The 21,201-nt window shown below is 41.4% G+C and carries 17 protein-coding genes and 1 pseudogene; 14 read left to right on the forward strand and 4 right to left on the reverse strand.

The genetic code is table 11. The features are described 5' to 3' along the window. Window positions 1-1,197, forward strand: a complete 1,197-nt coding sequence (locus QZ995_RS17045) for a bifunctional 3,4-dihydroxy-2-butanone-4-phosphate synthase/GTP cyclohydrolase II (RefSeq protein WP_301809095.1) — start codon at window positions 1-3, stop codon at window positions 1,195-1,197. A gap of 19 nt (window positions 1,198-1,216) precedes the next feature. Next, window positions 1,217-1,690, forward strand: coding sequence for a 6,7-dimethyl-8-ribityllumazine synthase (gene ribH, locus QZ995_RS17050; protein WP_301809097.1), 474 nt, complete (start codon window positions 1,217-1,219; stop codon window positions 1,688-1,690). 308 nt (window positions 1,691-1,998) lie between these two features. Here the strand turns inward: ribH and QZ995_RS17055 are convergent, their stop codons facing one another. After that, window positions 1,999-2,136 carry a hypothetical protein gene (locus tag QZ995_RS17055; RefSeq protein WP_301809100.1) on the reverse strand — a complete coding sequence of 46 codons (138 nt, stop codon included), beginning with the start codon at window positions 2,134-2,136 and terminating at the stop codon, window positions 1,999-2,001. 114 nt (window positions 2,137-2,250) lie between these two features. On the opposite strand from QZ995_RS17055, the gene QZ995_RS17060 reads away from it, so the two are divergent. The 4 genes from QZ995_RS17060 (at window position 2,251) to QZ995_RS17075 (ending at window position 6,506) form a co-directional block, all read left to right on the forward strand. After that, the gene (locus tag QZ995_RS17060; RefSeq protein ID WP_301809103.1) at window positions 2,251-2,694 is read left to right on the forward strand and encodes a transcription termination/antitermination NusG family protein; all 444 of its coding nucleotides are present in this window, start codon (window positions 2,251-2,253) and stop codon (window positions 2,692-2,694) included. 429 nt (window positions 2,695-3,123) lie between these two features. Further along, window positions 3,124-3,789 (forward strand): MBL fold metallo-hydrolase, encoded by a 666-nt coding sequence (locus tag QZ995_RS17065; RefSeq protein ID WP_301809144.1) that lies wholly within the window; start codon window positions 3,124-3,126, stop codon window positions 3,787-3,789. 33 nt (window positions 3,790-3,822) lie between these two features. Next, window positions 3,823-5,073, forward strand: a complete 1,251-nt coding sequence (locus QZ995_RS17070) for an acyltransferase domain-containing protein (protein WP_301809148.1) — start codon at window positions 3,823-3,825, stop codon at window positions 5,071-5,073. 419 nt (window positions 5,074-5,492) lie between these two features. Further along, window positions 5,493-6,506: a hypothetical protein gene (locus QZ995_RS17075; RefSeq protein WP_301809151.1), complete on the forward strand. Its 1,014-nt coding sequence runs from the start codon at window positions 5,493-5,495 to the stop codon at window positions 6,504-6,506. Between the two features lie 256 nt (window positions 6,507-6,762). On the opposite strand, the gene QZ995_RS17080 is transcribed toward QZ995_RS17075, so the two are convergent. Together QZ995_RS17080 and QZ995_RS17085 are read right to left on the reverse strand one after the other, a co-directional pair. Next, window positions 6,763-7,533 (reverse strand): ANT(4')-I family aminoglycoside nucleotidyltransferase, encoded by a 771-nt coding sequence (locus QZ995_RS17080; protein ID WP_301809154.1) that lies wholly within the window; start codon window positions 7,531-7,533, stop codon window positions 6,763-6,765. A gap of 196 nt (window positions 7,534-7,729) precedes the next feature. Next, complete coding sequence (locus QZ995_RS17085; protein ID WP_301809157.1) at window positions 7,730-8,758, reverse strand: PocR ligand-binding domain-containing protein; 1,029 nt, start codon at window positions 8,756-8,758, stop codon at window positions 7,730-7,732. Window positions 8,759-8,955: 197 nt separating this feature from the next. Between QZ995_RS17085 and QZ995_RS17090 the strand changes: the two genes are divergently transcribed. The 5 genes and pseudogenes from QZ995_RS17090 to QZ995_RS17110 all read left to right on the forward strand — a co-directional run bounded on the left by QZ995_RS17090 (window position 8,956) and on the right by QZ995_RS17110 (window position 15,125). Next, window positions 8,956-10,089, forward strand: a complete 1,134-nt coding sequence (locus tag QZ995_RS17090) for a glycerol dehydrogenase (protein ID WP_301809160.1) — start codon at window positions 8,956-8,958, stop codon at window positions 10,087-10,089. A gap of 1 nt (window position 10,090) precedes the next feature. Beyond that, window positions 10,091-11,854, forward strand: coding sequence for a dihydroxyacetone kinase subunit DhaK (gene dhaK / locus QZ995_RS17095; protein ID WP_301809163.1), 1,764 nt, complete (start codon window positions 10,091-10,093; stop codon window positions 11,852-11,854). Window positions 11,855-12,502: 648 nt separating this feature from the next. After that, window positions 12,503-13,324, forward strand: a complete 822-nt coding sequence (locus QZ995_RS17100) for an AraC family transcriptional regulator (protein ID WP_301809166.1) — start codon at window positions 12,503-12,505, stop codon at window positions 13,322-13,324. A 185-nt stretch (window positions 13,325-13,509) separates the two neighbouring features. Beyond that, window positions 13,510-14,037 (forward strand): annotated as a pseudogene (locus QZ995_RS17105) (LLM class flavin-dependent oxidoreductase); the annotation flags it as partial. A 95-nt stretch (window positions 14,038-14,132) separates the two neighbouring features. After that, window positions 14,133-15,125: an ABC transporter substrate-binding protein gene (locus QZ995_RS17110; protein WP_301809168.1), complete on the forward strand. Its 993-nt coding sequence runs from the start codon at window positions 14,133-14,135 to the stop codon at window positions 15,123-15,125. A 558-nt stretch (window positions 15,126-15,683) separates the two neighbouring features. Here the strand turns inward: QZ995_RS17110 and QZ995_RS17115 are convergent. Then, on the reverse strand, window positions 15,684-16,550 hold the full coding sequence (locus tag QZ995_RS17115; protein ID WP_301809170.1) for an alpha/beta hydrolase: 867 nt from the start codon (window positions 16,548-16,550) through the stop codon (window positions 15,684-15,686). 202 nt (window positions 16,551-16,752) lie between these two features. Here QZ995_RS17115 and QZ995_RS17120 point away from each other — a divergent pair, with 202 nt between their 5' ends. From QZ995_RS17120 to QZ995_RS17130, 3 genes are all read left to right on the forward strand, one after another. After that, the gene (locus QZ995_RS17120) at window positions 16,753-18,435 is read left to right on the forward strand and encodes a PucR family transcriptional regulator (RefSeq protein ID WP_301809172.1); all 1,683 of its coding nucleotides are present in this window, start codon (window positions 16,753-16,755) and stop codon (window positions 18,433-18,435) included. Window positions 18,436-18,616: 181 nt separating this feature from the next. Then, window positions 18,617-19,849: an allantoate deiminase gene (gene allC, locus QZ995_RS17125; protein WP_301809175.1), complete on the forward strand. Its 1,233-nt coding sequence runs from the start codon at window positions 18,617-18,619 to the stop codon at window positions 19,847-19,849. Between the two features lie 55 nt (window positions 19,850-19,904). Continuing rightward, window positions 19,905-21,188 (forward strand): MFS transporter, encoded by a 1,284-nt coding sequence (locus tag QZ995_RS17130; protein WP_301809178.1) that lies wholly within the window; start codon window positions 19,905-19,907, stop codon window positions 21,186-21,188. Window positions 21,189-21,201: the final 13 nt, after the last annotated feature.

Consider the following 21,201-nt stretch of genomic DNA (forward strand, 5'->3'; position numbering starts at 1 on the left):
ATGTTTCACACAATAGAAGAGGCGCTAGAGGAATTGCGTCAGGGAAAGCCCATTATTGTGGTCGATGACGAGAATCGGGAAAATGAAGGGGATTTTTTATGCATGGCGGAGAAGGCAACACCCGAGATGATTAATTTCATGATTACCCATGGAAGAGGGTTGGTTTGCGTTTCGATTGAGGACAAAAGAGCTCGTGAGCTACAGTTAAGACAGATGGTGGAAAATAATACGGATCATCACGGAACAGCTTTTACCGTTTCCATTGATGAAAGGGACACGCATACTGGGATATCGGCACATGAGCGTTCACGAACGATCATGGCGATGCTCGACCCGCAAGCAGAAGCTGATCGTTTCCGTCGCCCTGGACATATTTTTCCATTAGTCGCCAAGGAGGGCGGAGTATTAAAGAGGGCAGGACATACAGAAGCGGCAGTAGATCTAGCCAGGCTTGCAGGCGGTTATCCCGCTGGGGTGATTTGCGAAATCATGCAAGAGGACGGAAGCATGGCCCGTTTACCTGCTCTTCTAGAAATAGCGAAGCGTTTGAATGTAAAGATTGTTTCGATCGAACAACTGATTCATTATCGCATGCAAAGCGAATCGCTGGTGAAGAAGGAGGCGGAAACCATTCTGCCTACAGAATACGGAGATTTTCGCATTTTTGCCTACTCGAATACGTTGGATGGAAAAGAACATGTGGCTCTTGTTAAGGGAGATATTTCCCCTGATCAGCCTGTTTTAGTGCGTGTACATTCTGAATGTTTAACAGGAGATATATTTGGTTCTCTTCGTTGCGATTGCGGACCACAATTGCATGCTGCCTTACAACAAATCGACGAGGCAGGAGCCGGAATTCTTCTATATATGAGACAGGAAGGGCGCGGAATTGGCTTAATTAACAAATTAAAAGCATATCAGCTACAGGAAGAAGGCTTAGACACTGTTGAGGCCAATGAACGGCTAGGCTTCCCCGCTGATTTACGTCAATATGGAATTGGTGCACAAATATTGCGTGATCTGGGGGTCAAGAAATTGCGCCTTTTAACCAATAATCCTAGAAAAATCGTGGCGCTCAATGGATATGGTCTAAAAGTAGCAGAACGAGTACCGCTTCAAATGAAAAGTCATAAGCATAATCACAATTACCTGCATACCAAGCAACAGAAACTAGGTCATATGCTAACTATATTATAATGAAGAAATGAGGATGAGTATGAAAATCTGGGAAGGCAATCTCGTCGGTTCAGGATTACGTATAGGAGTTGTTGCGGGTCGTTTTAACGAATTAATTGTCAGTAAGCTAGTAAGTGGGGCTTTAGATACACTAAAACGTCATGGTGTGGAAGAAGCCCAAATTGAAATTGCATGGGTTCCGGGGGCATTCGAAATTCCGCTTATGGCGAAAAAAATGGCCGAAACAGCGCGTTTTGATGCGGTTATTACATTAGGAGCAGTAATTCGCGGATCGACTCCTCATTTTGATTATGTTTGCAATGAATGTGCAAAAGGAGTAGCAGCTCTTTCTATGAGCACTGGAGTACCTATTATTTTTGGTGTCCTGACGACTGATAATATTGAACAAGCTATCGAACGTGCTGGGACAAAAGCTGGAAATAAAGGATGTGAAGCGGCCACTTCCGCTATTGAAATGGCTAATTTGGCACGTAGCTTTGAACAAACTTGCTAAATGTTATTAAAATGTGAGCTACCGATAGATTCGGTAGCTCCTTTTATGCAAATAGATCATTGAAATTGTTAATGAAAGAATACGAATAAAGCAAACAGATGTTTTAAATAGTAATAATTTTAAATCTATTTACGGGCAGACTGAGGCTTTCTTAAGGAAATCCATAAATGTTATTGAGATAGTAACTAAGCCAAGCAGCTTACAATCCAAAAATGCTTGATGAGTATCACTTTTAAGGAATGATCACAGTTATAGGCAGATTAGTGGAAGCATCATCTGGTAATGGCAAAAAAATGAACAATAGTTCTTTAGTTGCTAATATTTTGATTTTTTAAGCTGGAAAGTATTTCAACACCAAGATCGACCAATTTCTCTGAGCCCATAAATTTTATGAGTACTTTAGCGCGTTTTTTGTGCCGATCTACTTTTTTAATCTGTCCTTCCATTCCTTTCAAGGGGCCAGAATTGACATAAACCTCTGAATTTTCTAAGTGAATTTTGGAATACGTAATGATGTCTGTATTGCCTAATAATCGTAAGAGTGGGGATATTTCTTCATCATGACTTTGAAATGGTATGCTCTGTACGTAAGATCAGGCGGGGAAGAAATAGTTAAGGATCATTTGAACTATCATTTTGATGAACAAACTTTGTATGCTCTCATACCTAAGAGAAAAATTCCTGAGAAAAAGAACGGAGTTATTTTTCGCAATATTAAAATTTTATTTCCTGGCTATGTTTTAATTAAAACAGATATGACTTCAAGTATTTTTTACAAAATCAAAGAAATACCTAACTTATACAAATTTGTTAATATAGGTCCCATATATTCAAAATTAACAAGCAGCAATTATGCTAAGAAGGATATTTCAATCACGAATTTTTCAGCTATTGATTATTCCTTTCAAAAAGTTTTTTTACGTTCTTTCATTAGTCAAATGTCTGGGAGTTATGTAAGGGTTTTTATGTATGTTAAATATAATTATAGGATAGTTGAAAAGTAAATCAACCATAATTTTTTCAAGCTTTTGTTAATTAATAACCATAAATTATTATTCAATTCTAATGCATAAAATAACAAATTGACAATTATCGACATTGCGCAGTATTATTTGTATAATACTACTAATTATAAAATTAAGAATTTTTCTTGGGTCGTATATGCAAAACATTTTCACTGCAGCAGCAATTCATTCTCTAGTGGAAACTAATCGTTGTTTCGGCACGTTAGGGGAAATTAGGGTACATACATGAAATGATAAGTAGTGTGCATACTTGTAGACGACATGGAGAAGGTGTGTCTGCAAGCTTACATAAACTGCAAAATGTGACCGCAATCGGCGCAAGTTAATACATAAAAAATGTAAGAGGGGGGGGTAATTCCTCTTTTTTGTTTTTATATAAACAACTTTGAAAGGAGATATGCGGATCATATGAATGATACGTATCGTTTATACAAACTCAAAGTTGGTTTCAATTACAGTTATATCATCATGGATCAAGCTACGGGGAAGGCAGCCATTGTGGACCCTGCATGGGAGTTGGAACGCATTACAACCATGCTCACAGACCTCGGTGCAGAGGTAACGATGATACTGCTTACTCATTCACATTACGATCATGTTCATTTGGTAGAACCATTAGTGAATCGGTATCAGCCAAAAGTATACATGTCTTCCGAAGAAATCGACTATTATCAGTATCATTCTCCTAATTTGCACTCCTTTGCCGATGAAGATGAGCTTATGCTGGGAGAGACAAAAATCATTTGTCTTCTAACACCGGGACATACGGCAGGAGGTTCCTGTTTTCTCTTATCTGCTGCATTGTTAACAGGGGACACCATCTTCGTGGAAGGCTGTGGAATGTGCGATACGCCTGGAGGATGTCCAGATCAAATGTATGAAAGCGTACAAAAAATTCGAAATAGGGTCGATTCAAATGTTCGCATATATCCGGGACACTCATATGGGAAAGAGCCAGGATATCCTCTGGGCTATCTTTTGAAAAACAATATTTATTTCCAAATTGAAAATAAAGAGGAATTCATCAAGTTTCGGATGCGTAAAAATCAGAAAAATGTATTTGATTTTAAATAAGGGTACTGGCTGTATGAGAACGGAGGAGCGTGGATGGAAAAACCGATTGTGTTTATGTTTTCAGGACAAGGCTCACAGTATTTTCAAATGGGAAAAGAATTATTTGACCAGAATCCGAGCTTCAGAAGATGGATGCTGCAGCTGGATCGGATCTCATCTTCCATTACAGGGCAGTCCGTACTTGAGATTTTATACGATCCAACAAAAGCCAAAGGAGATAGATTTAATCAGACGAAACATACACACCCGGCCATTTTTATGCTGGAATATGCATTGGCCAAGACCTTGATCGAAAGTGGTATTCGTCCTGCCTATGTGCTTGGGAGCAGTCTTGGTGAATTTGCCGCCGCCGCTGTTGCTGGGATTTTAGATGCAGAGCAAGCTCTTACGGCCGTACTTAAACAGGCAGAGGTGTTTGAATCTACTTGCGGTCCTGGAGGTATGCTAGCAGTTTTAGCAGACCCTGCCGTTTATGAAAATAGTATTCTAAAGAACGAAACAGAGCTTGTGGGAGTGAATTATCATTCCCATTTTGTTATATCTGGGGGTATGGCTCAGATACAAGCGGCTGAGAGATTTTTAAGGGAGCAAAATATTATTTCCCAGCAAATTCCAGTCTCTTTTGCGTTTCATTCGTCACTGATTGACCCTGCTGAACGGAATTACAAAGCCTTTCTCTTAACGCAAAGACTAAAGCATCCAACTATTTCCTTTGTTTCAGGGGTAAAAGGAAGGTTGATAAGTGAAATAGACAGTAATTATTTTTGGGATGTTGTACGACAACCGATCTGTTTTTTCGAAGCTTTGCAGGCTATGGAGCAAGAAAGCGATTATGTCTATCTGGAACAATCGGCTGAAATCTCAACGAAGTCGAAGAATCTACAAACCATTAACATTGCTTTGGTAGCGGCAAAATCTGCTGAACAGGCTAATCCGATGCATTCCCTCATTCACAGGAATGAATTGAATTGTCGTGCTGATGATGAGACATTTCTGAATCAGCTTATCGGTCTTGCTCAAGAAAGAGGAATTACCGTTCCAAAGGATCAACTAAAGGCACAAATTCAGCAAAATCTCAGGATTCAAAAGGCTTTCGATCTAAAACATTACGCGGTATCTCCGTTATTAGATCCACATGGAGTTACTTGCTATTATTTCCGAAATAAAAGTGAACTGTTTTTAGGGGAATTAGAGCCTTATTTTGTAACAGAGGAAGATTCCATTTCATTGGATCATCGACCATATTGGCAGGGGTGGATGGGGCAATTGCCTAACCCAATCTAGCAGATGTGGATTCACCTAACCATATGTTCCTCTTGGCAGAACCACAATCCCTGCAAGCAATAATTGCTTTATGTGAAAAGCTGTACACTACAGATAACAAGTAATTCTAATGTTTACAATCGTTTTTACAATAAATCAGCCGTAAAACACTCGATTTTGAAAAGTCTCATCTATAATATAGTATCAGAGACCTGTCCATTCATGGCGGGTCTCTTTTTTTTTCAGATTTTATGTGGCGGGTTTACAAGATTTATTATGCCAAACAAGTAGAAGAGGACTAGCATAGAGGGAGGAGAGGAACGCCATCTCTTTTCGAAAAAAAATCGCGTCTTCACGGAGATCTTTTTTATCAATGGTGTAACGATATCTGTTTTGCTGGATCAAATAAGTGATTTTACAAACAGAAAGGATGCCATGTGATGAAAAAACAAGCGCTTTTAGCAGTATGCACACTTACTCTACTAGTACAGACCGTACCATCTTTCCCTGGAATGATATCATCCGTGTATGCAGCTGAGAATGCATTACCGGCTACACAAATGAAACTGCCATCCCTTACAGAACTGGACAAGAATGTGATTGAAACAATGAAGAAGGCTATGCAATCTTTAGCAGAAGGTGTTGAAATTGAATTAGACGAAATCGTCGGGCAAAATCCGAGCTCCTGGGTCGTTAAAGCAAAAAACAATCGAGGCAACATCCTTGTCGATAAAAAAACGGGCGAGGTAAAGCATGTGAATGTCAGATTTTCATTTGAAGAAGTGAAGCCCAGCTTACAGGAATCCGTTATGAGAACATTAAAGGGGCTGGATGGAAAACAAACTTTTAAGATTACAAGCGTAGAAAGAACGAGATGGGAGAAGGAGAATGTCTGGTTGTTTCGATCAGATAATCTCTCAGCTTCTGTCTTGCTTGACGCACTGACAGAACAGGTAATTTCTGCTGGGGCTTCGTATAAGACTGAACAAATTGATCCAAGTAAAGTAAAAACCGCCGAGAAAGCGATAAAAGTGCTGAGCAATAATCAATCGGTTCAACTTCTGCCAACTGCCACAATCTATACAAGTCCGAAAGAAAGCATCGATAAAGTGTGGTCTTTTGGGGACAAACAGCACGGTTACTCCGTATATGTAGGTGCTAAAACAGGTAAATTGGTGTCAGTATCCTCAAGCAAAGAGGTTGATTATGTTTCCGAGGAGGAACGTCAAAAGGTATTTGCAAAACCTTTCTATACCAAAGAAAAAGCGATACTCGCTGCCAGTCCAATAGTAAAAAAGTGGTTTCAACTAGACCTCAAAGGCTATGATGTTTCCGTTCATTATAATGAGTATACTTTTACTAAAAAAGGGATGCCAACAATCAAGGCTAGCATTAATAAGAAAGGAGCCTTCTGGAATTTTTCCATTAAACCGGAACAAGGTTTGATGAACTAAATGGATGATAAATTGTCTTTTCACATACAGGGTTATTCCTGTTGGAGAAAAGGATTCAGTATATAGCCCGATATAGCCCGACATGTAATTGTCTGGCGGAGATCGACATCCCTATACCATAATTCCATTACGTAACCGCTTATCTATAAAAGGAAACGAAACGTCTGAATCAAAGCCAAAAAGAAAGCCCCGCTAAAAGGCGGGGCTTTTCTCAACAATCTAAGACTTCTCTTGCAAGGAATCGTCTCATCCTGGATTAAAAAGGAATTCGTTCTGAATGAATCACATAATGATGTTCCGCTGCCCAAGCTATGAGGCCATTCCAGAAATCTTCGCAGGCGGCAATTATTTTGGACGGCTCTGCTAAATCTCCAGACATCACCAGTCTGACTACCTCGTCAAACCCTGCCGGACGATTCGCAAGCTCCAATGATTCGGGTAAAACCATGGCTCCAGTCGAGTAGAGTTTTTGATTGTGCAACCCGATTACCATGGCACCGTATTGAGCAAACTGCATGGCCAAATAGGGCAGGTAGCTAAGAGGGCCGTTTAGACTTGCATTTCTAAGCTTCCCGATACATTCATACATTTCACCTACAAGAACTTCATTGACTGCCTGTGTGAAATCTTCCTTTGTTGGTGATTCTGCCGCTTTTTTTAACGTTGGAAAAAAGCCCTTAGGATCATACAGACTAAGCGGGGCAAAGAAGGGACCGTGTGTAAGTGGCCAATCTCCTTCCACAGTAGCAGCTGTGTTCAGAAGGACATTTGCACTGCATACATTCACTTCAGCTTTCCAGGGTCCCGCAGACCATTCATAACTAAATTCTACGTCTTCGCTGGATTCATTAAGTACACAAAACATCTCAATATCCGAAAAAGGACCGTCTGTACCTCGGGAAACAGATCCGTAGATTCCTATGGCCAGAACTGTTTCTTTGTATACGTCATGTAATCTCGCAGCAATTTCTTGGCAGTTTTGAAGTCTTTCATTTCGAGAAATTTTTACAGGTCCATTCATGTTCATTCTCATACATCTCCCTTTGTAATTTTTGGGGTAAGGTTGGTACGAATACATGAATGGAGGACCTCGGGATTAACGGGGGACATTTTTTGGATGCATGAGAACTCCTCCAATACATTATTGGGAACATACCCAATCGGACTCATTTTCCTACATGGAACCATTAAAAAAGAAAACCTTTTTCTTATTCGATGAATCCCTAGGTATCATCTCTATTACTATATACACTACGATAGACAGAAGGCGTTATCCTCTCGAACTTCTTGAATGTCTTAATAAAATAGCTAGGCTCACTGAATCCTAATTCATTGCTGATTTGAGAAATGGAGAGATCGGTTGTCTCTAAAATTTGTTTAGCCCACTCTATCCTCAAGCGTGGAATAAACACAGAAAAATTCTCCCCGGTTTCCTTGGTAAACAAACGGCTGAAATAGCTTGGGCTAACATGGCAGATATCAGCCATATCCGCTAATGTAAAGTTTTCATTTTTATGAGTATAAATATAGTCAAAGGCCGGTTGAAGAATGGTGCTGGTGGAAATCTTTTTATGGGTAGACATATTTAAGATCTGACTATCAATAAGCGTATTTTCCAGCTCTTTTTTCATGGTTTGGATATTACGGTACGAGTGATCGGCAATAGCATCAATAACAGGTTTGTCCGTTCTTAACGCATGACGGTACATATCAATGGTTGAATTTTTCGTGATCGCTTCTTCCACAATGTAATTGCATAAATGATACAGCATTTCAGAAATGGTTGTTATTTCATCATAGGACAAGACGGGAAGAGAGGCATAGTCTTGTTCCAAGCCAAGGAGCTTTTTATGGGTGTCGGCATTGGTTGGACGGGTTACTATTTGTTCCAGTTCCATTGGATTATCACGCAATTTTACCTGCCCTGCCATAATAGCTCCAATATACTGATTGTTGACAATAATAGGGATGGCAATATCAATGATGTGAAAATGACAAAGATAGATATAGGGACGATTCAATCGCACAGCCTCCAATCCGCCTCTTGCATCGCATTTTTGGCAGTATTCGGACAATACGGTGTCTTTTCGTATCGCCTGACAGAAGCTCTGGCATTGGCTGTGCTGCGTCACGGGTACACCCTTATAATCTGTTGTGATAATCGCCATTTTAGTGACGAGAGAGAGTGAGTCCTGCAGTTTCTGCCACTTTTTTAGATCTATAATTTTGTCCAATTTAACATGCAAGGTCATGAGATGTACTCTCCTTTCGTACCTTCGCATTATTATAGCATAATAGTCTGATGGCAGGACAAGATAATACCATTTTGGGACATGCAGGATAAGATAATACGATGAAAAAGCGCTTTATTTGGAGTGAATCGTTCAATGATCTTTGTACAAGGTGGCTCTATAATGGGGATACAATCGCACAGAGGAGGATTATTCAAATGAGAAAAGCATTTATTAGCCCAACTAAGTATGTTCAAGGTGAAAATGAATTAGTCAATCTAGGGTATTTCATCAAGACATTTGGTGATTCTGCTCTTCTTATTGCTCATCAGGATGACATCAATCGTGTAAAAGATAAGCTTGAACATACCATGGCACAATTTGGCGTAACTATAATTGAGAGCGGTTTCAACGGAGAGTGTTCTCGAAATGAAGTTCACAGATTACAACAACTTGCGAAGGAACACGCTTGTTCCTGCACGATTGGATTGGGTGGAGGAAAAGCGATCGATACCGCGAAATGCGTAGCAGAGGGCGAGGCGTTAATTATCGTGCCGACCATTGCCGCGACGGACGCTCCAACAAGCCATTCTGCTGTTCTTTATACACCAGAAGGAGAATTTGATGACTATGCCTACTTTAAACAAAGTCCAAGTGTAGTGCTGATAGATACGACCGTAATTGCCAATGCTCCTACGCGTTTTCTTGTCTCTGGCATGGGGGATGCGCTTTCTACTTATTTTGAAGCTAGAGCAACTGCTAGCTCTTATTCCAATGTGAATGCGGGAATTCCTTGTGGAGCAATATCCGGAGTGGGTAAGCCGGCCAAAGGAACAAAGGCTGCCCTTGCACTTGCAAAGCTCTGCTATGAAACGCTGCTTGAAGACGGACTTAAAGCTAAAATCTCCTGTGATTCTAATATCGTCACTCCAGCGCTTGAAAACATTATTGAAACCAACATTCTTTTGTCGGGTCTAGGGTTCGAAAGCGGAGGTCTGGCAGCGGCGCATGCCATTCATAATGGGTTAACCGCATTGGAAGGAACCCATTCGTATTTTCATGGTGAAAAGGTCGCATTTTCAACGCTAGTTCAATTGGTGCTTGAAAATGCAGACAGAAAAGAAATAAACGAGGTATTGAATTTCTGCGTAAGTGTAGGACTTCCGGTGTGTCTTTCTGATATCGGTGTAACGAGTGTCACCAGAGCCGAGCTGATGAATGTCGCAAAGAAAGCTTGTATACTAGAAGAGTCTATTCATTCCATGCCTTTTCCTGTGAGTGAAGAAGATGTAGTAGCCGCCATTATGGTAGCCGATCAAATCGGGCAGGAATTTAAGAAAAAGGGTGAGTAATGTGAAGAAAATCATGAACAAGCCGGAAACACTGGTAAGAGAAATGTGTAGTGGAATGGTACTTGCGCATCCGGATTTAGAATTTATAAGCAAATATAAGATAATGAAGAAAAGAGAAATCAACCCAGATAAGGTTTCGCTTATTAGCGGTGGAGGCAGCGGGCACGAGCCTGCACATGCAGGATTTGTTGGGAGCGGAATGTTAGATGTTGCTGTCTGCGGAGATGTATTTGCTTCGCCTTCTCAGATTCAGGTTTATCAAGCGATCAAAGCCTCTGCCAGTAAGAAAGGTACCTTGCTGATCATTAAAAATTACAGCGGAGATATCATGAATTTTAAAAATGCGGCACATCTTGCAAGCGAAGACGGGTTGCTTGTCGATTATGTCAAAGTTGATGATGATATCGCCGTGGAAGACAGTCTGTACACTGTTGGAAGAAGGGGCGTTGCCGGAACTGTATTGGTTCATAAAATTGCCGGGGCGGCAGCAGAAAAAGGAAAGGATTTAAGTGAAGTAAAGGAAATTGCTCAAAAGGCCATTGATCGTACAAGAAGCATTGGCTTTGCACTTACATCTTGCACAGTTCCTGCTAAAGGGACACCTACCTTCGAATTAAGTGAGGATGAGATCGAATACGGTGTAGGAATCCACGGGGAGCCCGGAATCCGCAGAGAAAAGCTTGTATCTGCCAACGAATTAGCAAAGAAAATGGTAGCTGATTTATTCCGCGATATGAACATCAAAGGCGATTCACAACAAGAAATCGGCGTATTGATTAATGGATTCGGCGGATCACCATTACAGGAATTGTATTTGCTGGCGAATGCAGTGATTCGTGAAATCAACAAGAGCAACGTATCCATCTATAAGGTATTCGTTGGCAACTACATGACGAGCATAGATATGGCAGGAGCTTCGGTGTCGATCATCTCACTAGACGATCAACTTAAGCGTTATTTAGAGGCAAGTTGCGATACCCCTGCATTGCAAATTAACCAACCGTTTAGCCCGTTGCGTGCAGACAAAGTAGTATTGGAATCCCAACAAGTGAATCAAACCGTTTCTTATCAATGCGAGACGGATAAGCAATATGCAAAGATTGAGAACAACGTATTCTCGCTACACAACCTGATATATTTGATTGACAAAATGAGTGAGGTCATTATCGAAAATGAAGTTGCTTTCTGCGAGCTAGATTCTCATGCAGGCGATGGTGACTTCGGCATGAGCGTGGCAAAAGGCTTCAAGCAATTGAAAAATGAGTGGCAGGAAATTACTGAACATCATGTAGCAAATATAGGAGATTTTCTAAATGCCTGCTCCTTGGTTATTATGGAGCATTGCGGCGGAGCTTCTGGTCCAATTTGGGGATCAGCCTTCCGAGCCGCAAGTAAATTTGCCAAAGACAAGAACGAATTGTCCGTTTCAGAGTTCGCTGGCATGATGAAGGCTGTTGTCAAAGGCATTCAGGATACGGGAGAAAGGTCCTTTGGAAGAGGAGCAGTGGTCGGCGATAAGACTTTGATTGATGCACTTGCACCTTTTTCCGATTCCTGGGAGCAAAGCGCCAAAGAGGGCGATGAGATCAAGACAGCAGCTACCAAAGCGGCAGAAGCTGCAGTACTAGGGGCTAAGAAAACCGAGTCCATCGTTGCTAGAATGGGCCGAGCGGGAACAGTCGGTGAAAGAAGTCTCGGATATCCGGACGCAGGAGCTTTTGCATTGGGAGTTATTTTCACACAGCTAGCCCAAGCTATAGAATAAACGGATTATAGCATTCTTCCTATATGTAAAATGGGGCTGTTCTCGAGGTCATAAAAGATGACGAAAGACAGCCCTATTATTGTTATTCTTATTCATGTAACTCTTAGGCTCCCCTTTTTCGTTCTTTAGAAACAGAATCATTCAAATTCCTTCTGATTGCATTACGTAATGTAATTAATAATTCAATACCTAAATACTCTTCCGCGTGTTTATCCGCCTCTAATTCCAACCCACTAAGACCAGCATTCATCTTCCATTTATTTATAAGGCTCACCCTAAATATATCGCAATTTTTTGCTTGTAATTTGGGCCAATATTCAGTGGTTCCTCGATTGCCCTGTTTGTCTTTCTGTCAGGCGGAGATTATCAATGACTGATGTTTCTCTTCATGCGACGGAGAGTGCTTCCGATCTCTTTGTTCCAATAACATTTCATAGTTACCAACATGCAGGATCGTTCAAGATTATTTGCAGTAGACCTTATCACAAATAGTGGTAAAGTGGAGAGTGGATGCAGTGGTAAATTGTAAGCTCCTTTACACGAATGCGGGGGCTGCGAGGTTAGGTGAAGCTTTATTATTTAATGAAAACAGCAAATCTATAGATGTCGGCTCATGATTGAAATAGGAGATGAGATTAACCATGATAGGTGTATAAATTAGCCGAGTTATTTGCCAGTGGTACCTATGATGTAGAAGGTACCTACCGGTTAGTGATCCAGCCGAAAAGTATATTGCGCGAATTTAGGACCGAAAGGCATGGGTTTCTTTTTACCATTCGTGGAGAAGCTAGATTGTGCGTAAATGGAACTGCCTACGAATTACATCCAGGAACAGTATTATATGCGGCTCCAGGCATGCAACTTGACTCGCAGGTTTTAGGCCAAACTGAGTACGAGTACTATTTGCTTTTTTATAGATGGGGCAAGCTAGGTGATGAAAATAGCGGTCATGTATGCGACTCTCATTTCAAGCTGGAACCGGGAGCCAATCCGAGAGTATTAGAATTGCTGATCATGATGCATCAGAATGCATGTACACTTGGAGGGATGGGAAAACTTCGTGTCAAAGAATTATTCTTAAGTATCATGCATCAAGTTTTGGCAGGTTGCAGGCATCGAGAGAGTGGCTGTTCTCCGAGTAAAAGGGTGATAGAGGAAGCCATTGCATACATAAACAGACATTATATGAATCCGCTGACACTCGACGAATTGGCTGAGTTGCATGGGATGAGTTCCAAACGCTTCTCCTACTATTTTCACAAATATACTGGGTTCCGTCCGATCGATTATGTCATTTATTATCGTATGGAAAGAGCGATTGAATTACTGAAGGTTGGCAATTTTCCCATCCGCGACATTGCGGTCAGTGTGGGGTATGCCAATCCCCTATATTTCAGTAGAGTCTTCAAAAAGAAATTCGGTGTGTCTCCCTCGGCATACACCTATCAAGTGGATAATCATATATATTGAGTTTTTAAAACTTGATTCCATTGAAGAAAACAAGCGCAAATCTTGGCTATGCTGTATTCGAGCGAGCCTTGAACGAACGAGCGAGTGTGTCATCACACTGCAAGGCTGGTGATGAATCTGGATGGCAGGCTGCTTCCTGTTTACCTCAGTATTTTCTTCCTGTATCGTTTGTTGCCCTATCCTGCAATCCGGACGCCATCAAAGTTTTGCCTGGATTGTATTTTTTCTTGGCCGATACTCGCGAGGAAGCGAATGAATTACATAAGGCTGCACATGCACATTTGAGTCTGGAGCGCAGGCATGAATCGCTTAAATCAGTGCTCGGTCTTGATTTAAGCAGCTTTTCTTTGGATCAGCGCGTAACTGCCGATATGTTGCCTGATCCGAATCAGCCAGTCCGTAGCCGAACCCATGCTGAGCTGTTACGCCGATATATTACTAACCATCAGCCTACAGTCGAAGAGGTGTTGGCAAGGCCGGAGGTTGTCGGATCTGCTCACTGGGTTTCCGTTGGAACGGTTGATGACGTGGTAAGCGATATTATTGAGCGGCTTGAGGCTGGAGCGATTGACGGATTTATAGCTCTTCCGGGCGGTTCAGAAAAATCAATGGAAATATTTTTTGAAAAACTGATGCCGCAGTTGGTTGAACGAGGCTTGTTCAGAAGCCAATATACGGGTGTCACCTTGCGTAAGCATTTGGGGATTACATAAGCTGTCGCTTTTAGACAGGAATTCAAGAATGGAACCAGACGTAGATCATCAAAATTTCTATTTCGAAATTTTTTTAAAAGGGGTTCTGCTGAAAAATGAATAAAAAGCTTATGCTGGTTGGATTGATAGCATTATTCATGCTGGTTTTGGCTGCATGTGGAGAAGAAAAACATAATGAAGCAAGTTCAATCTCTAGCAACAACAAAGAAACAGCACGAGCCGAAGTGGACAATGCAGGAACGAGCGAAACAAGACCGATTGAGTATCTCGGTGAAAAGTATACCGTTCCACAAAAGGTAGAAAAAATGGTGATTACTGGGGCTGTGGAAGCGATGGAGGATGCAGTCGTGCTTGACGTTCATCCAGTAGGGGCAATATCGATTGGGGTAAAGTTTCCAAAAATGTTTGCTTCGGTAACGGGCAAGTCGGAATCAATTGGTGAAAAACAGGAACCCAACTTTGAGAAAATATTGCTATTAAAGCCAGACGTTATTTTAGGTTCATCCAAGTTTCAAAAAGAAGCAGTGGAGAAATTGCAAAAAATCGCTCCCACTATTTTGGTATCGCATATTGCTACAGACTGGAAATCTAATTTGAAGCTAATGGCAGAATTAACAGGCAAGCAAACAGAGGCAGACAAGATTCTAGCTCAATATGAAACAGATACACAGGCAGTAAAAGCATTGTTGAAAGAAAAGCTTCACGGCAATAAAGTAGCCGCTGTTCGCATTCGTGGGTCACAAGCCTTCGTTTACCCGAGAGATGTTTACTTTAACCCTGTCTTATACGACGAAATTGGTTTGGAGGTTCCGCAACAGATAAGCATGGCGAAAACACAAGAAGCAATCTCTATCGAGCAGCTGGCGGAAATGAATCCGGATTATTTATTTGTGCAATTCTCTACGAGTGAAACGCAAGAAGCGAAGCATGCATTTGAGGACTTGAAAAAGAATCCCGTAATACAAAACCTGAATGCCTTTAAACAAGATCACGTATATGTTAACGTGGTTGATCCGCTTATGGAAGGAGGTCCCGCTTATAGTCGAATCAGGTTTCTAGAAGGTGTGCAAAAGCATCTAGATAGATAATGGAAGTGTGAAAGATTGCACTAAATGGATCCGATGCTCATGAAATGGACGATTTCATTTTCGATTGTTGGATGGTGTTTGCTTTTGTTGTCTCTCGTGGACATCGATCAAAGAGGCATAGCTGGTATACATACTTCATCAAAGATTAAAAAAGAGGTGTTTCTATTTAAAGAAAGCACTTCATTGTCAGAGGGATTGTGTCTTTAGATACTGATGTGTATGTTGTGGTGGTTAAACTGCATTTAAATACAGTACGATGAACCGTATCACAAGTAACGGAAAAATTGTTGAACTAACGCGTTCGATAGTTAAATAAAAAGAGGCAGTCAGAAAAGCGTTTTTTTGTTCTTGACTGCCTCTTTCATTTTGATACATATGCGATTTACATGTAGTTTATAGTATTTGTACTGAAGGACTATAAAACCACTCTATTTTGTGTTTATTACTGGTTTTATTTATTTTGGAAAAATAAGATTAATAAGTAGATAGTCATGCTCATTAGTAGCACAAATGGTCAGAAACCGGCTACCATTACAAAAAAATAAGTTTTTTATAGTTTTAAGTCAAATAACAATACAGAAAGTCAAGCACTTGAGCAAACGCTCGCTGGACGTTTTCTTTATCCAGTTGTCGATCAAACAAGTGGTCTTCCCCAGGGAGGGTAAGGAGTCTATGCTCGATTCCAGCGCTTTTTAACCGTTCGGCCATAGATATCGATTCCTCGCAAGGAACATCATGATCGGTTTCCCCATGTAAGAGCATAATAGGAGGGAGCGAGTGATTCACATACTCAATCGGACAAAGTAGTCTTAGCTCTTCCTCATTTCGTATTGGGTCCAGTCCCGTCGTTTTCCAGATCCAGCTACCTTGCTGACGATAATATAAATAAAGACCGAATCTTTGCTGAATGGAGCTTTCAGTAAGTATTTCTTTCGTGAGTAATTGATCGGCTAACTTCTTGGGGACAAGCGTTTTCTGTAAGTAAAAGGGACTCGGCTCTGAAGCCCAATTTCCTCGAATATCCCCATACCCGTAAAAGGAGACGACTGCTTTTACATACGACTCTTTAGAGCCTGCAAGTAAAGCCAGATAACCGCCTGCAGAAGAGCCTATTACAGCAATCGCTGATGGCTCGATGCCAAGCATGGCCGGGGCTTGGTCGCGGACCCATCGCAGAGCATCTTGCACATCTTCTGCTATAGCAGGCAGCTTGGTTTCGGGAGCCAATCGATAATCGATAGAGAAAACATGAAATCCAGCCTGATTATATTGAGTGATATGCTGTGGCAAAATATCTTTTCTCGATCCAAAAATAAATCCGCCCCCATGGATATAGACAATAATAGGGGCATTTATTTTGCCAGTGCTGTAAAAATCTCCGAGCAGATTAACCCCGTTAACCGTTTTATAACAAATTGTTCTCACTTTATTTCTCCTTTTTGAGTCTGGTTTTTCTGTTACGATGTATCTTAACGAAGACTTCTAGTGATAGTATTGGTATGCTTATAGTACTGTCTTCTGTCACAAGACTCAATAGCGGTATGGGAACACATAAGAAAAATGGAGCCTTTTCTCTATATAAAAGACAGCTAAGATTATTTCGAATGAAGGGGTTGGAGTGAAGGATATGGAGTTTAGGGTAGAGCATATACTGAGAATGCAGAGATTACAGGATGCGGAGGTATTGGGTGGAAAGAAGGGGCTTTCCAATGTGATTAAAGGGATCACCATCATGGAAGCTCCCGATATTGCAGATTGGCTGAAGGGTGGAGAGATGCTACTGACTAGCTTATATCCGATCCGTAATTATACAGAAGCCGAACAGCGGGAATTTGTCTTACGCCTTGCTGAAAAGAAAGTCAGCGCTTTGATGATCAAAAACCACCGATTCGTCCAAAAAATCCCGGATGCGATCGTGGAGGCGGGTGAACAAGCAGCTTTGCCCATTATCCAGATTCCTCAAGACATTCCTTATGTGGACGTGCTTTATCCAGTTATGGAAGAGCTGTTTAATAATCAGGTGATGAAGCTTAAATACTTTATCGAGGTACATGATCGCTTCACAACGCTTTCCCTAACGGATGCCGGTCTGGAATCCATTATTACTACATTAGGTGAATTGATTGGAAACCCTGTCGCCATTTATGACCGGAATTTTGTTTGCATGACGGCTACTTCCTCATACACCATGCCGATAGAACAGCGGGATAGCGTAGTGGAACGTGAGAAAGAAGTCGAAACCAAATTCCCTTATTATTGGTTGACGGCGCAGGTTTCAGAAGGTGAATCGGAGCCTCAATTTGTCGAGCAGGTAGTCGTACCCATTCGGACGATCAATCATATCAAAGTGCATCTGGTCATCACGGAGGCCCATAAGCGGCTGGAAGAGCTAGATTTTATTGCGATTGAAAATGCTGCTACTGCCCTTTCTCTTGAGCTAGTCAAGCAATTTGCCGTAGCAGAAGTGGAGCGAGAATTTAAAAATGATATTATTGACGATCTTTTAGCGGGCAAAAGCCAAATGCTGGAGACAGTTTATCATCGAGCTAATTTGATCGGTTGGGATTTAGATCGTTCATATGCTGTGCTTTTATTTCATGTAAAAGAAGAGTTTACGACATTGAGCCAAAATGAAATGGATAAGCTGCGAAGTTCACGGAGCTTGCAAACAAAAACCTTCAGCGATTTACATGAAGCTGTACGCTCTCATTTTGTGAATGGCATTTTGCGAAGACGTGGAGATACAATTACCCTGCTTTTACCAGTTAACGAGCAGGAAGGAAAAGCGAAAAGCTGGCTATCTGCTGTCAAGGAGAGAGCACGTGAGATTCAAGAGAACATTCGTGCTAAAGCCAAAGACATTGTTGTACAGGTAGGCATCGGTAATGTAGCAGAAACGGTAATGGATATTTCGAGGAGTTACCAGGAGGCGCAGGATGCATTGGATTTAGGAGAGAAGCTCTATGGGAAAGAATCGATTACCGCCTTTGCCGAGCTTGGACTTTTCCGGCTGCTTTGCCAATTTCCAGACCCTGCTGTCCTAACCTCTTTCATCCCTCCTTCTTTAAGTAGATTGGTGGAAAGTAAAAGTGCTATTAAAAATGATCTGCTACATACACTGGAGGTATTTTTAGAGCATAACCAAAATGCTGCAAAAGCAGCCCATGATTTATTTGTACATTACAAAACGGTCATGTACAGACTTGAACGGATCAGAGAAATAACGAGCATGGATTTTGAGGACTCAGAAGAGATGTTAGGAGTTCGAGTAGGCCTTAAGATTCTAAATCTGGTAAAAATTGAAAAATAAACCGAAAATGGAAGATAGACGGGCCTGTGCCCGTCTTTTTTTTACCCAAGATGGATAAATACCTAGCAAGACTTTTATCCACTCCTGTTAATGACTCTATAATAGTAAGCGCTTACAATGAGAGTGCAAGTTAGGAAAACGTCTTACGATCAATTCATCTTCAGAGAAAGGAACAGTGAGTATGGGAGAGTTAAGTAAAGAGATCGTACAGCATTTAGAGTGGCTGGGTCATTTTGGAAAAGAACCTGAAGGGGGCATTTCCCGATTTCTCTACTCGAAAGAGTGGTTAGAAGCTCAAAAAGCTTTAGAAGATTGGATGAATAAAGAAGGCTTTGACTTCCATTTTGATGAGGTAGGTAATTTATTTGGAGGGCTACGTGGAACAAAGTATCAGGGTGAAACTATTTTAACCGGTTCTCATGTGGATACGGTAGGCAATGGTGGATTGTACGATGGTCAATACGGTATTATCGCAGGATTGCTTGCGATTAAATCTCTAAAGGAGAAATACGGAAATCCGCTGCGTAATTTACAAGTGGTATCCATGGCTGAGGAAGAAGGTAGTCGTTTCCCTTATGCATTCTGGGGTTCTAAAAATATCGTCTGCACAGCAAAGCGCGAAGAAGTAGAAAACATTGCAGACTTTGATGGAATAGCCTTTGTGGATGCGATGAGAGAATGCGGCTTTGATTTTCGCAAAGAATCCACTGAGCTTCGCAAAGATCTGAAAACATTTGTAGAAATCCATATCGAGCAAGGCAGTGTTCTGGAAAACGAGAAAAAATCTGTAGGCGTAGTCCATAGTATTGTTGGCCAACGCAGGTTTACCGTAGAAGTGACAGGGGAAGCCAACCATGCTGGTACGACCCCGATGGGTTATCGCAAGGATACGGTTCATGCCGCTAGTACCATGATCTGTGACGTGATGAGCAGATCGAAAAAGCACGGAGATCCATTAGTAGCGACAGTAGGCAAAATTGAAGTGAAACCAAACGTGGTTAACGTGGTTCCCGGCTATACCCTATTTACGATGGACATTCGCCATACTGAGAAAGAAGCGCTTGTTCAATTTACCGAAGAAATTATGGCTTCTATGAATGCCATTGCAGAAGAAATGGGCGTAGGCTTGAAGGTCGATATGTGGATGGATGTTGACCCAGTTCCTATGGATAAACGTGTAGTCGAAATAATCGAAAAACAGTGTATGGAAAAAGGCTTGAATTATAAGCTAATGCACAGCGGAGCAGGACATGATGCCCAAATCCTGGCGCCGTTTGTTCCATCAGCAATGATTTTTGTACCAAGTAGAAAGGGAATTAGCCACAACCCGGCGGAGTATACTGAGCCTCATGATTTAGCCGAGGGCGTGAAAGCTCTGATCGGTACACTTTATGAGCTAGCCTATAAAGAATAGATGACATCTTGGCGTATCGTTTGCCTATAACCTCATCGTAAGGAGCAGAAAAGAGATGAACGAACATACACCAGCAGCTAAACAAGGTGGTCTTGCGTATTGGAAAAAGGTCGTCATTCTGTTTTGTCTTGGTTGGACTGTCATCTGGATTTACAGAACTGTACTGAACCCGATTTTACCAGAAATTAAAGTGCAGCTTGGTGTTGAATCAGATGCTAGCATGGGTCTAATCTCCAGTATGTTTTTTCTGGCGTATACCTCTATGCAGATTCCATCCGGCTTTCTCGCTGATAAATTTGGAAGAAAAATAATGCTGATCCCGGGCTTCCTGATCTTTGCTTTTGGAGCCTTTACGGTAGGGATTGCACCGTCTTTGGCTTTCCTGTTAGTGGGAAGCTTCTTGGCAGGACTTGGACAAGGTACTTATTATGGACCAGCTTATTCAATCTCATCCTCCGCAATCCCAAATGAAAAGCGAGGCTTTTCCACTGCCATTATCAACAGCGGCTCGGCGCTCGGAATGGCCCTTGGATACATCGGTTCCTCTTACATGGTAAAGGGACTCGGCTGGGACTGGAGACCTCTCATTTATGTCACAGGTGCTTTAATAGTTATTATCGTTATTGCCTTTGCTAAAGTAATTAAGGAAAAACCGGCAGAAAATGCTGTTGAAGGAACAAAGGAAAAAGATCCGAATGATAAAGCAACAATGAAAACGCTTTTTGGCGATATTCGCATGATTTCTGCTTATGTTATTTACTTTTCCGTGTGCTACGGGTATTACATGATTGTAACCTGGCTTCCTAGTTACCTGCAAATGGAGAGAGGATTTCAAGGTGCTGCTATCGGCTTTGCCTCTGCTCTGGTTGCCTTTGCTTCTGTTCCAGGGGCTCTATTGTTCAGCCGTTTGTCTGATAAGTTCAAGCATAAAAAGATAATGGTTGTTATTTTGTTACAAATTATAGCCGCAGTTACCCTGTATCTGACGGTAGCGGTGCAAAACAATGACTTATTGATTTTGTTCCTAATCATGTATGGATTCTTCGGTAAACTAGCCGTAGATCCGATTATGATCTCTTACGTGGCAGATATTGCTCCGAAACAAGGATATAGCACAACGTTTGGTGTGTTTAACTTTTTTGGAATGATGTCATCTGTAGTTGCTCCGTTTGTAACCGGTTTAATTTCAGACGCTACAGGAAGCAAAATCTTGGGCTTTTACCTTGCAATCGGTATTATTATTGTATGTACCGCATTCCTGTTCATTGCGAATCTACAAAGTACCTCACGCAGTAAAAAGGTAGAAGCCAATGAACAAGAATTCAAATTTAGCAAATGATTTCGCAGTCTCG

The organism is Brevibacillus laterosporus (assembly GCF_030489605.1).
In the GTDB taxonomy this organism is placed as follows: Bacteria; Bacillota; Bacilli; order Brevibacillales; family Brevibacillaceae; genus Brevibacillus_B; species Brevibacillus_B laterosporus_E.

Bases quoted from the DNA above. Each gene is read 5' to 3' on its own strand.
- QZ995_RS17080 (WP_301809154.1), bottom strand. From the start codon at position 7,533: ATGAACATGAATGGACCTGTAAAAATTTCTCGAAATGAAAGACTTCAA.
- QZ995_RS17055 (WP_301809100.1), bottom strand. From the start codon at position 2,136: ATGGAAGGACAGATTAAAAAAGTAGATCGGCACAAAAAACGCGCTAAA.
- QZ995_RS17090 (WP_301809160.1), top strand. From the start codon at position 8,956: ATGAGAAAAGCATTTATTAGCCCAACTAAGTATGTTCAAGGTGAAAAT.
- QZ995_RS17060 (WP_301809103.1), top strand. From the start codon at position 2,251: ATGACTTTGAAATGGTATGCTCTGTACGTAAGATCAGGCGGGGAAGAA.
- QZ995_RS17070 (WP_301809148.1), top strand. From the start codon at position 3,823: ATGGAAAAACCGATTGTGTTTATGTTTTCAGGACAAGGCTCACAGTAT.
- ribH (WP_301809097.1), top strand. From the start codon at position 1,217: ATGAAAATCTGGGAAGGCAATCTCGTCGGTTCAGGATTACGTATAGGA.
- QZ995_RS17045 (WP_301809095.1), top strand. From the start codon at position 1: ATGTTTCACACAATAGAAGAGGCGCTAGAGGAATTGCGTCAGGGAAAG.
- QZ995_RS17085 (WP_301809157.1), bottom strand. From the start codon at position 8,758: ATGACCTTGCATGTTAAATTGGACAAAATTATAGATCTAAAAAAGTGG.
- QZ995_RS17110 (WP_301809168.1), top strand. From the start codon at position 14,133: ATGAATAAAAAGCTTATGCTGGTTGGATTGATAGCATTATTCATGCTG.
- QZ995_RS17130 (WP_301809178.1), top strand. From the start codon at position 19,905: ATGAACGAACATACACCAGCAGCTAAACAAGGTGGTCTTGCGTATTGG.
- allC (WP_301809175.1), top strand. From the start codon at position 18,617: ATGGGAGAGTTAAGTAAAGAGATCGTACAGCATTTAGAGTGGCTGGGT.
- QZ995_RS17075 (WP_301809151.1), top strand. From the start codon at position 5,493: ATGAAAAAACAAGCGCTTTTAGCAGTATGCACACTTACTCTACTAGTA.
- QZ995_RS17065 (WP_301809144.1), top strand. From the start codon at position 3,124: ATGAATGATACGTATCGTTTATACAAACTCAAAGTTGGTTTCAATTAC.
- QZ995_RS17120 (WP_301809172.1), top strand. From the start codon at position 16,753: ATGGAGTTTAGGGTAGAGCATATACTGAGAATGCAGAGATTACAGGAT.